The 12,173-nt window shown below is 49.6% G+C and carries 5 protein-coding genes; 4 read left to right on the top strand and 1 reads right to left on the bottom strand.

Translation table 11 applies throughout. The features are described from left to right. Positions 1-483 precede the first annotated feature (483 nt). The gene (locus ACKFKH_RS15985; RefSeq protein WP_446859312.1) at positions 484-762 is read left to right on the top strand and encodes an HU family DNA-binding protein; all 279 of its coding nucleotides are present in this window, start codon (positions 484-486) and stop codon (positions 760-762) included. 434 nt (positions 763-1,196) lie between these two features. Next, the gene (locus tag ACKFKH_RS15980) at positions 1,197-3,017 is read left to right on the top strand and encodes an AAA family ATPase (RefSeq protein ID WP_446859311.1); all 1,821 of its coding nucleotides are present in this window, start codon (positions 1,197-1,199) and stop codon (positions 3,015-3,017) included. Between the two features lie 113 nt (positions 3,018-3,130). Here ACKFKH_RS15980 and ACKFKH_RS15975 read toward each other — a convergent pair whose 3' ends face one another. Further along, complete coding sequence (locus ACKFKH_RS15975) at positions 3,131-5,362, bottom strand: CHASE2 domain-containing protein (protein ID WP_446859309.1); 2,232 nt, start codon at positions 5,360-5,362, stop codon at positions 3,131-3,133. A 519-nt stretch (positions 5,363-5,881) separates the two neighbouring features. Between ACKFKH_RS15975 and ACKFKH_RS15970 the strand changes: the two genes are divergently transcribed. Beyond that, positions 5,882-6,613, top strand: coding sequence for a DUF928 domain-containing protein (locus ACKFKH_RS15970; RefSeq protein ID WP_446859308.1), 732 nt, complete (start codon positions 5,882-5,884; stop codon positions 6,611-6,613). Between the two features lie 399 nt (positions 6,614-7,012). Next, on the top strand, positions 7,013-11,905 hold the full coding sequence (locus ACKFKH_RS15965; protein ID WP_446859307.1) for a CHAT domain-containing protein: 4,893 nt from the start codon (positions 7,013-7,015) through the stop codon (positions 11,903-11,905). Positions 11,906-12,173: the final 268 nt, after the last annotated feature.

Genomic DNA, 12,173 nt, shown 5'->3' with positions numbered 1-12,173 from the left:
AAAATTAAGCCGAAGGTGCACGAAAGCGTTGTCCCTATTTGTCCTGTGGACTGTGGGCTGTGGGCTGTGGGCTGTGGGCTGTGGACATCAGGGGAAGGCAGGGATTCTTTCGTCTCTGGCTAATGTCTTTGGGTTGAACTCTGTTTGGTTAAAAACGGGGCGTTGCTGAATCAGGGGATGAATTGCCCCAAAGCGCGGGAAACCCAAGGTTCAAAGTCCCCCAATTTTGGGGGATTTAGGGGGCGAAAAGATGGACACTTCTCACAGATTCATCCCTCCAATCAACAACGCCAAAAACGGATACTTGAGCTAGAAGATCCCCTCCTCAGTTTGAGAAACTTTATGCCGAAAGTCACGGGTCAGCGTCTTGTGTTTTGTAGAAAATCTCGTTAAGTCTCTGACCAAAAGATGATTTCTTCTAGTACACTTGCACACTAGACGATCGTGAACTACAATTTAGCGTCTGTTATGTGAGGAAACTCAATGAATAAGGGCGAATTAGTAGATGCGATCGCGCAAAAAGCGGATGTCACCAAAAAGGAAGCGGATGCCATTTTGAGCGCAATGCTCGACACGATTTTGGAAACCGTTGCTACAGGAGACAAAGTGAGTCTGGTAGGCTTTGGCAACTTTGAAGTCAGAGATCGCCAAGCTCGCGAAGGACGCAACCCAAAAACAGGCGAGACGATGCAGATTCCTGCGACCCGTGTACCTGCTTTTTCTGCGGGCAAATCCTTTAAAGAGCGCGTGGCTCCCAAATAGTCGAGTCACTTCAGGCGGTTGGCTTTTAGCGACTAGCGTTGGACTAAACATCTTGATTTCTCAATCCAGCGCATTCAATATTAACGTGAATTCGATGGGGGTTTTCCGCTCCGTTATTCAGCACTTCATCCCCCCAAGCTGCCAATTTTAGGGAATTTAGGGGGCTGAAGCCGATTAAAACGAAGCGAGCCACTCTCATCGAACTGACGTAACATTACGACTTGTGAAGGGATTTGAAGACTATCCTGGAGTCGATCGAAAGTTGCTAAAAGCTAACCCTTATTGAGGCTTTATCCAAAAAAATCGTCGCTAAAGGTTCAAGCCATCAAAGTTGTCCAGAGTGCTTTTGAAGATAGGGCAGACAGGCTCAGACATGCCAAAAACACGCTCTAGACTCTGCCAACTATACTAAAAGCATTGGCGTGTGCGAACCTATGGATAACCTTTTTAGAGAGCTTGAAGAACGGCTAGATCAAGGATTTGAAGAACTTTTAAGCTTTGTCAGAGAGATCGAAGGCAGGGGCGAAAACTCATTTAGTCCAGACGTTTCTAACCATTCTCGCGGCGAGGCTTCCAGGGTTGGCACTGCGTCACGCACTTCGAGTCAAACTGTCGATGAGTCAGATAGTTCTAGTGGCAATGTCATTATTACGCCGCCGCCTCAAGCTGACATTCCTGCTGTCACGCTCACCGGGGTTGGGGGATTGTCTGAAGTCTTGCGAGAACTGCGAGAACTGGTCGAACTGCCACTCAAGCGATCGGATCTTCTGACGCTATTGGGGCTAGAACCGCCGTCTGGTGTCCTTTTGGTCGGCCCACCTGGCACAGGCAAAACCTTGACCGCCCGCAAGTTGGCAGAAGATTTGGAGGTCAACTATATTGCGATCGTCGGGCCAGAAATTATGGGTCGATACTACGGAGAAGCCGAAGCCCGATTGCGAAGTTTGTTTGACAAAGCGGTGAAATCGGCTCCCTGTCTGGTGTTTATTGATGAAATCGACAGCCTTGCGCCCGATCGCTCCAAAGTCGAAGGCGAAGTCGAAAAGCGAGTCGTAGCCCAACTGCTGAGCTTGATGGATGGATTTGCTCAGACTCAGGGCGTGATTGTTTTGGCAGCGACAAATCGCCCCGACCACCTCGATCCGGCCTTGCGTCGTCCCGGTAGATTTGATCGTGAAGTGCAGTTTCGGGTGCCCGATCGCTCAGGACGATTAGAAATTCTCAAGCTGCTGACCAAGACAATGCCGCTGGGAGATGTGGAGTTGGGCGCGATCGCCGATCAGTCGGTGGGCATGGTGGGTGCCGATTTGAAAGCACTTTGTCAAAAAGCGGCCTACACTGCGCTGCGTCGATTGATGCCTGCTTTGAATGCCCCGGTGCCAACGACAATCACCGTAACTCAGTCTGATTTTCTGCAAGCGCTCAAACAAATCAAGCCTGCTGTCTTGCGATCGGTCGAGGTTGAATCTCCTAATGTGGCGTGGGATGCGATCGGTGGACTGGATGACCTCAAGCAAACGCTCCAAGAATCGGTCGAAGGTGCCTTGCTGTATCCCGAACTCTATCACCGAACCAAAGCAAAAGCGCCACGAGGCATTCTCCTCTGGGGGCCGCCCGGAACCGGAAAAACCCTATTAGCCAAAGCCGTCGCCTCTCAAGCACAAGCAAACTTCATCGCCGTCAATGGGCCCGAACTGTTGAGCAAATGGGTGGGCGCATCCGAACAAGCGGTCAGAGAACTGTTTGCCAAAGCGCGTCAGGCGGCTCCCTGTGTGGTGTTTGTCGATGAGATTGATACACTGGCTCCAGCGCGGGGCAGCTTTCAGGGAGATTCGGGTGTGAGCGATCGCGTCGTGGGTCAACTGCTGACTGAGTTAGATGGACTACACGACTGTCCCAATGTGCTTTTAGTCGGCGCAACTAATCGTCCTGAAGCGCTCGATCCGGCTTTGTTGCGATCGGGAAGATTGGATTTGCAGCTAAAAGTAGATTTGCCTGATCGTACGAGTCGTCTCGCGATTTTGCAGGTTCATAACCACGATCGACCTTTGGCAGAAGTAGCGTTGGACACCTGGGCAGACTTAACTGACGATTGGAATGGAGCAGACTTAGCCCTATTGAGCAATCAAGCGGCTCTAGAAGCAGTGCGTCGCTATCGAGGTCAAGGACTGAGCGATCCGAGTGCGATTCAAATTACCCAGGAAGATTTTGCGGCAGCTTACGATCGACTCTGTAACCAACGTCAAACTAGATAGCGATTCGAGCTTAATGTTATGAGCAGTGCTGAATTCAGGTATGAACCATTGTGATTCAAAGCTCGGAAGTCCCCCAGAATAGGCAGTTTGGGCGGCAGATGATTCAAGTGGCGTTATTGAATTGATGGGGAAATGAAGGTGGATAATATCTGTTTCGTCGCTGCGGGAATGGACGTAAAGTAGCCGTGATAACAGGGCTGATCGGCGATCGCTTGTTCCACAATTTTGATGTAGAGATCTTCTCCGGGGGCGGCGGCGAGCGTGATTTTGAGGTTACTGAGCAAGGGAATGGGCTGCTCGGTTTTGAGTTCTGCTTGTTTGGGCGAGAGTTTTGTAATCCATCCAGAAAGCTGACTGCCTGAAATGTGTTTGCCGTCGAGAACAAAAAACTGGATAGGAATGGGGGCGGTGAGTTCGTGAAACACCTGTCCTGTCTTGGGTAGAAATAGATTGAACGGTTCCCCAATACCACCGATGTCGTAGATCATAATTGGTTCTTGAAAGCCTTTGGGCTGGATGGGAATTTGCCCATCAATGCGAACGATCGCCCCGACTTCGTGCAGTGTGGATTCAGAAATCAAAATCTGACCGCCGACGGTATAAGACTCGATGCGCCCGGTCAAATTAACATTGCTGCCGACGACCCCGTATTTTGCTCGCTTGATCGATCCAATGTTGCCAACGACGACTTCTCCTGTGTTGATTCCGATTCCAGTTTCTAGATTAGGGATGTCTAAAGACTGGATCTGTTGATTGATCTGATTCATGGCCAATTGCATTGCAATGGCGCAGGCGATCGCGCGATGGGCATCATCTTCTGAAGGCTGTAGCGCCCCAAAAATCACCAAAATTCCATCACCGATAAACTCATCGATCGTGCCGCCGTATTGGGTGATCACATCGGCCATCACTTCGAGATAAATGTTGAGAAAATGCACGACTTTTTCGGGCGGACAGCGCTCAGAAATGGCCGAAAATCCGCGGATATCGGACATGAGAATCGTGACTTTGCGACGATCGCCGCCAAATTTTAGACCGTCCGGCGTTTCTAATAAGCTGGTGACAACCTGTTCGGTGAGATAGCGGCCAAACGTACTGCGAATTCTGGCGGAGAGTTGAGCAAAATAAGCCGTCACCGCCAAAGTCGAACCGCCCAAAGCCAACAGTCCCGGCACCAAAGGCAGCCACCAACCCATGAGAAACGCTGCATAAGCCGTCCCGATCGACCCCACCGCCGCCAGGGGAATCAGCGATCGCCGCCCAACAATCTGAAGCGGATGCCGAACCTGACCCGTCGGACGCAATAACCAGCTACCCGCCGTTCCTACAATCGACCAGACGAGAATCCACAGTAGCTCGATCGATTTGCCCCAGGTTTTGATCAAGGGGCGATCGTCGAGGGCAGTACTCAACAGTTGGCTGGTCAGATTGGCATGATAATAAACCCCTGGCATCTGAGGAGGCAGTTTGGCAATGTTTCGCAGATCGTTACTGTAGGGCGTGTAAAAAACATCTCTAAGACTTTCGGCAACGGGGCCAATTAGAACAATGCGATCGCGCAGTAAGTTAGTAGGAATTTTATTTGCCAAAACGTCTGACATCGAAACCCTCAAAAAGCTGGATTGAGTACCGCGATAGTTCAATAAAATTTGGTAGCCGCCATCGTCCGATCGGACATAGCCACCATCATTTTCACGAAAGGCGGGTAATACAGCTTCACCAAATTTGATCTGTTCTTGCTCAGATACGGTTAAGGGTTTATTTTTCTGTTCTAGATAGATGGCCGCCAGCATTAACGGAAGTGACATCACATTGTTGTCATTTTGATCCGTAAGATAAAGAATTCCCCGTCTAATTTTTCCATCTGAATCGACGATGACATCGTTCGCTGCAACTTGATCGAGTTCTTTTAATTTGGGTGGCGGATCGATTGCGGCTCCCTTTCCATCACTGATTGCTTTTTTGATTCCAATCAGATTCGGGGTGGTTTGAAAAATTTGATTTAGCTGTTGATGTCCCGGTTCGACGGGCAAATCTCGGTAGAGATCCAGCCCGATCGCGGCTGGGGTTTGTTGTCTAATTTTGGTCAATAAATCTGCCAGCATTGTGTCTGACATGGGCCATTTTTTGACTTTTCTCAGATCAGCTTCCTGAACCTCAACGACGACAATTCTTGACTCTGGCGATTCTACAGGGCGCAGACAGAACAATTGATCCAGGCTCCACCACTCTAGCGGTTGCAGCGATCCGCTATATCGAATGAGCATGACAAGCCCGGCGACACTGGGGGCGATCGCAATCACAATTCGCCATTGCCAGACTTTGTATCTTAACTGCTTCCACATATGTTGAACGCCAAAGATTTGATGTAGTTATCATGCCCACATGCTAGAACCTAATTCCTCTGGAATGTTAGACCGGAGTGCGAGAGGTGGGACGTTAGCCATTATTAGAGCTTAGACGTTAGAAATGAGAGTTCAATAATATCGAATCTTGTAGAGTGGGTTGAGCGCTAGGGAAAGGCCCCGCCAACGGTTGAAATCGTGTCACTTTGCGTGGCTCAACCTACCTACCAATCGTCGGTTTTATTCAATCTACACTCCTTAAACTCGAACCTTACGTCCAACGTCCAACGTCTTCTTCAAGCCTCCTGTGTTGTATCCGAATATTTACTTAAATGAATTCCGGAGGACTGGATCAAAGCTTTGGTAAATATAAACATCCTCAACTATGTATTTTCTGTAGGGAATAATTTTTTTGGGCTATAACGATTGAGTGTTAGCCGTAATGTTCGCGAAGCTTTTTGTATAAAAATTACAAGACAATCGACAGACTTCTCAATCAATCAAACTACTGTGAAAATGATGCGTCCATTTAGATTAGCGACTTTGATTTTGACGGCCGTTTCTATGTTGACTCTTTCAGAGTTAGCAGCGATCGACCTGACTTCTAATCCTTCGCCCTTGAAAGAAAACGCTGCGATCGCGGCTCCTCGTTCTAATTTTCGCTATCAACTGCCCAAAACCCGGAAGATTGTCAGCACTCAAGGAGCCGGGTCACGGACGGGTGGAGAAGCCTTACGGGTCAAAGTAGAGTTGCTGGTGCCCAAAGATCATATAGCACTGACGACTGCTGGGCATCCTGCTTTTTTCTGGTATTTCTCCAGCGTTCCAACGGTGCCCGTAGAAATTGCTTTGTATAAACGAGGCGTGGGCACTCCGATTTTTGTGCAGCGTGTCCAGGTCAAGCAGGCGGGAATCTCGAAAATCGAAATGCCACAAAACTTACCAGAACTCACCCCCAATGCTGACTATCGCTGGTCAGTGTCTTTGATTCGTTCTGAAGATGAACGATCGACCAATCCCACCTATCAAGCCTGGATTCAACGAGTCCAACTGTCTGCCAAAGAAACCAAACAATTTCGGTTAGCTAACTCTGATCGCGATCGCGCCATGCTCTACGCACAATCGGGCTACTGGTATGACGCATTGACGGCGATAGCCACTCCCTACATCAGCAAACCCAACCCCACATTACAGTCAGACTTAGCTCTGTTGCTCGATCAGGTTGGACTGGCGAGAACGGTTCAGAAATGAGGGAGAAGGGAGAAGGGAAGAGGGAAGAGGGAAGAGGGAAGAGGGAAGAGGGAGGAGGGATGGGTTCTGTGTTTTAAATTGATCTGAATTTGATGAATTTCTTTGCTTCGGTTGTAAATTCAGATTGCCTCCCAAATCTCCATCAATGCCCATCAATGAAGGCTCAATTAGAACGCTTGTTTAAAGTCCTCCAGAATGGGGGGTTGGGGGGCAGAAGCGCTAGACAACGAAGCGAAAAATCTCGACCCCTTGCGGGTAACTCGAAGAGATCAAACTACCGTCAAACCACTTATTCAACAGTCATTCCTCAAACCCAAAATCCAACACTCCGAACCCAAAATCTCACATCACCTTTCATCCCTCATCCCTCATCCTTCATCCCTTAATTTAGAGGTTTCCATGACTACGCTAGTTTCTATTGTGATGCCCAACTACAACCGGGAAAAGTACTTGGCAGCCGCGATCGAGAGTGTTCTCAAACAAACCTATTCAAACTTTGAGCTATTGATTTGGGATGATGGCTCGACGGATCAATCAACAGCGATCGCTCAACAATACGCGCAGCAAGACCATCGAATTCGAGTGGTGAGAGCAGAACATCAAGGCGTGACCAAAGCGGCTCATGGCGCGATCGCTCAAACTCACGGCACCTACATTGGCTTTGTAGACAGTGACGATCTCCTGGCATCGACTGCACTCGCACAAACAGTTAGCATTTTGGAGCGGGAGGCGGCGATCGGGCTGGTCTACACCGACTATGTTGAAATGGACGCAGCCAGCAAGATTACAGGATATGGTCATCGCTGTCACATTCCCTACTCTTCAGAACGGCTGCTCGTCGATTTTATGACGTTTCACTTTCGGCTGATGCGGCGATCGACCTACGAACAATCCGGCGGCATCGATCCCAGCTTTTCGGGAACGGCTTATGACTATGATCTATGTTTGAAATTGTCCGAAGTTACCAAAATCCATCACCTCAGCCAACCGCTTTACTTTTATCGTCGTCATGCTGAGAGTATTTCAACCACTCAAAACGTGGAGCAGATTGTTTGGTCACAGCGAGCGATCGAGCAAGCGCTTGAGCGTCGAGGATTAAACGATCGTACAATCGAAGTGCAATGGTCTAATCGTGAGTTTCAGCTACGACGACGGACTGTAAACCCTTCAAAACAGATTCGTCAGGCTGCTGTATGTTCTCTGTTGGCAACCATTCCATTAATGGCTCTCGTCGAAACACCGCTTTTAGCTCAAGTCACACCTGCGATCGATGGAATGGGTACGATCGTGACTCCCAATGCTACCCAAGTTAACGTCACGGGTGGAACACGCAGTGGAGCAAATCTGTTCCATAGTTTTAGTGAGTTTGGAGTAAGACCAGAGCAGATTGTTAACTTTGAATCAAGTTCGGCGCTACAAAACATTCTGGGGCGGGTTTCGGGCGGAAATGCATCGGTCATTGAGGGGCTGGTGCGGGTTAGTGGCGGTAGTACCAATCTGTTTTTGATGAATCCGGCTGGCATTGTTTTTGGGACGAATGCTCGGTTAGATGTGCCAGGTTCCTTTACTGCAACCACTGCAACAGGAATTGGATTTAACAATCAATGGTTCAATGCAGCGGGAGCTAACAACTACACCACGCTAGTTGGAACACCCAACGCCTTTGCTTTCACAACCACTCAACCAGGAGCAATCGTCAACGCTGGAAATCTCAGGGTGAACACTGGCAGTCTGATGCTACTAGGCGGGACAGTCATGAATACGGGACAACTCACAGCCCCACAAGGACAGATCACACTAACATCGGTGCTTGGGCAAAGTGTAGTTCGTCTCGGTCAAGTTGGGAGTCCTCTGAGCTTAGAAGTAACACCCGATCCTACTTCCTCAAACTGGAGGCTCCCGATCGCGACGCTGCCCCAACTACTCACAGGCGGCAATCTTAGCAGTGCAACAGGCATTACGGTTAATCCGAATGGCACGATTCAACTGACTAGCTCGACAACTCCACTCCCAACGACACCAGGAACGACTTTAATTAGCGGAGAAGTAGTAGCTCCCGAAATCAATGTATTTGGCAACCAAGTTGGACTAATTGGAGCGAATCTCAATGCCTCTACACCCCAACAAGGAGGAACCATCCGGATTGGTGGTGACTACCAGGGCAAAGGAACCGTTCCCAATGCTGCCCAAACGTTTGTGAGTCCTGACACTCAAATTTCGGCTAGTAGCCTACTAGATGGCGATGGCGGGCGCGTCATTATCTGGTCAGATCAGAACACTCAATTTTTTGGGTCGATCGCGGCTCAGGGTGGTAAGAATTCGGGTAATGGAGGCTTTGTCGAAGTGTCGGGCAAAGAGGCGCTTACGTTTAAAGGTCAAGTTGATGTGTCAGCACCTAATGGTCGTTTGGGTAATTTGCTTCTTGATCCAACAACGCTGACCATCATTGATGCCCCCGCAGGCGGAACCTTTGATGCAACAGCCGGAAACATTCCTTTTGGACTGCCGGACAGTGGGGCGAATACAGTTTCTTGGGGAGCGATCGGCGCGTTAGGGTTTGGAGCGAATGTTAGCTTACAGGCGACGGGTGATATTACGATTAATCCGATCACAGGCAATACGCCCGGAATTACAACACCTGGTCTAGCTAGTTTGAATGCCGCTAACTTTAGTTTGACTTCTACCAATGGCTCTGTTATTTTTGCTAATCCAACCGACACTATTCAGGCGAGGGGCGGCAACATTACGATCGCTGGAAACAGTCTAAATTTGGGCAATCTAGATACTCGTTTTTTAGGCAGTACTAACAGTGGCATTGTCACGCTGACTGCAAACGGCAACATCACCGCCAATGATATTATTACTACGGGAAATGGCTATTCGGGTGGCAACATCAACATTACTAGCAATGCTGGAACCATCAATCTCAGAAACATTGACTCTAGTACTCTCGAAAGTGCCGGACTTGCACCAGTTGCCGGAAATGTTCAGATCACAGCCCTGGCAGGAAGCATTACGGCAAACTCTGTGAACGCATCTGCGACAAAAATCAACCCAAGTGGAGACTTTACAGCAACCGCAGGAACCATCAATTTAACCGCTAGAAACAACGTTACGGTAAATGGGGATATTAACGCTTCTGCGATCGCCACCAATGTCGATGGAGTAGCAGGCGCGATCGCAGGAACAGTCACCCTCAACTCAACCAATCCAACTCCCGGCAACAATATTCTGTTTAGTAGCATTAACACTCAAGCAACCAGCGATTTTGGGGCAGCCATTCTCACGGGCGGGGCTGTTCAGATTGCGACCAACGGACGCATTCAAGGCATCGGAACAACCGCAACAGGTGACACCATCAATACACAGGGGATTTTGGCTGGGGGCGGCGCAGTTCCAGATGTTAGCTTGCAAGGAGGTGGCGTAACCATTCAGCAGGATGGCGGAGCGAACAATGATCCATTTACGATCGGGAATTCTGCCCTAAACGGAACAGCCGGCCCGATTAATATAGGCGGAGGCACGACGACGATCGCCGCAGGGACTTTTCCCGTTCTTCCCAATGGTGGCACTGCTGCCGGAACGCCTCCCGGTACTACCATCATCTCGGTAAACACGCCTCCTACCGTCACCACCAATCCGCTGTTATCTAACAATGCTCTCCCTAATCAAGCATTCTCTTTTACCTTCACTGCGAATACAGGAGATACTAACTTAGATAATACAACCGTAATCATTGATGCGATCGCTTCAGGAACGCTGCGTCGAGGTAATACGATTCTTAATGTGGGCGATACGATCGTCGTCGGTGAAACACTCAACTACACGCCACCGACTAACACACTGGGCTTGCTGAATGCCTTTCGAGTCCGGGCCAGCGATCAAGTGTCTGACTCAACCCCCCAAGCGATCGCACTCAACATTCCCGGCCCGACAGTGACAAACTGCACAGTTGACTGCGTGAACAATCCCCCTGGCGGTAAGCTCCCCACGCCCGATCAAATTACTCCTGCCAATCAGCCGCTACTCAATCCCAACATCACCCCCGAAGACCGATTTACGTCTTCTTTTGCCGACTATTTGGGAATCTTTAGCCCCGCTCGCAAGACCGAAGATGATGGTCAAACCCTGGCTCAAAAGGTTGAAAAAGCCACCGGGGCCCGACCCGCATTTATCTATGCTAGTTTCGTCCCGGCTGACTTGAGTGGCACTGCTAGAACGGCCCGCACTACAGCCGCTCAGGAAAGCGATCAACTAGAACTACTCGTCGTCACTGCCAAAGGGCAACCCATTCGCAAACGCATTCCCGCCGCGACTAGAGCCAAAGTCCTGCGCGCAGCAGACGATTTTCGCAACGAATTGATTAATCAGAGAAACCTGGGAACCGACACCTACTTACAGTTATCACAACAGCTTTATGGCTGGATCATTGCTCCGATCGAGTCCGAACTTCAAACTCGCAACATCAACAATCTCGTGTTTTTGCCGGATACTGGATTGCGCTCAACGCCGATCGCTGCGCTCCATGATGGCAAAGGGTATCTCGTCGAGCGGTATAGTGTCGGATTGATGCCCAGTCTGAGTTTGACCAATACAGTGATCACCGATATCAAGGATTCTCAACTGTTGGCGATGGGTGTGTCTCAAAGTACTCAAGGTCAGGAGCCATTACCCGCCGTCCCGGTAGAGTTGTCTACACTGGTCGCTAAAATCTGGCGTGGTCAGCTAGTTCTCGACACCCAAACCACGCTGCAAACTCTGAAAACCCTCCGAGGTCAACAGCGCTACGGCATTCTCCACATGGCCACTCACGCTTCATTCAATCCGGGGCCCGTCGGAGACTCTTATATTCAACTTTGGGACGACAAACTGAGACTTGATCAGGTGCGGCAGTTGGGGTTAAACGATCCGCAAGTTGAGATGATGGTATTGAGCGCCTGCAAAACCGCCCTGGGTAACGAGGAAGCCGAACTAGGATTTGCAGGGTTAGCCGTCCTTTCGGGGGTGAAAACAACGGTTGCAAGCCTTTGGGCCGTCAACGATGCTGGAACGGCTGCTCTAATTATCAAGTTTTATGAGAACCTGAAAACGGCTCCCACTAAATCAGAAGCCCTACGACGGGCACAGTTGGCTATGATCAAAGGAGATGTCTATCTCAAAGACGGACAGATTCAAGGATTAGGGGCGATCGGGGGCATTCCGTTACCTGCTGCCAGCGTCGATACTGTCGATGAGCCACTTTCTCATCCCTACTATTGGTCAGGCTTTACAATGGTTGGCAATCCCTGGTAAGCGTCTGCTGATACAAAAGATTGAAGGTCAAATAGAGGGTTGAATAGGGGCATCCCAATTGTGCAAAATCTCGGATTGCCCTCCTCACGAAGTGGGGCGAAGGGAGTCAGATCTCTGTTCCCTCTCCTTGGGGAGCTACCGTGTACACACAAGTCCGGAATCGCTTCGTTTCAATCGGCTTCAGCCCCCTAAATCCCCCATTCTGGGGGACTTTGACAAAGGAAAGATTTCCAAAGTTCAAAGCCATTACAACATCTCGAAGTCCCCC

This window comes from Phormidesmis sp. 146-20 (genome assembly GCF_052939475.1).
Note: the sequence above shows the minus strand (reverse complement) of the source record. Positions and strands in the feature narration are given on the sequence as shown.

What these genes read in the sequence shown, in the direction of transcription:
- ACKFKH_RS15985 (WP_446859312.1), top strand. Translation starts at nt 484, where the DNA reads ATGAATAAGGGCGAATTAGTAGATGCGATCGCGCAAAAAGCGGATGTC.
- ACKFKH_RS15980 (WP_446859311.1), top strand. Translation starts at nt 1,197, where the DNA reads ATGGATAACCTTTTTAGAGAGCTTGAAGAACGGCTAGATCAAGGATTT.
- ACKFKH_RS15975 (WP_446859309.1), bottom strand. Translation starts at nt 5,362, where the DNA reads ATGTGGAAGCAGTTAAGATACAAAGTCTGGCAATGGCGAATTGTGATT.
- ACKFKH_RS15970 (WP_446859308.1), top strand. Translation starts at nt 5,882, where the DNA reads ATGCGTCCATTTAGATTAGCGACTTTGATTTTGACGGCCGTTTCTATG.
- ACKFKH_RS15965 (WP_446859307.1), top strand. Translation starts at nt 7,013, where the DNA reads ATGACTACGCTAGTTTCTATTGTGATGCCCAACTACAACCGGGAAAAG.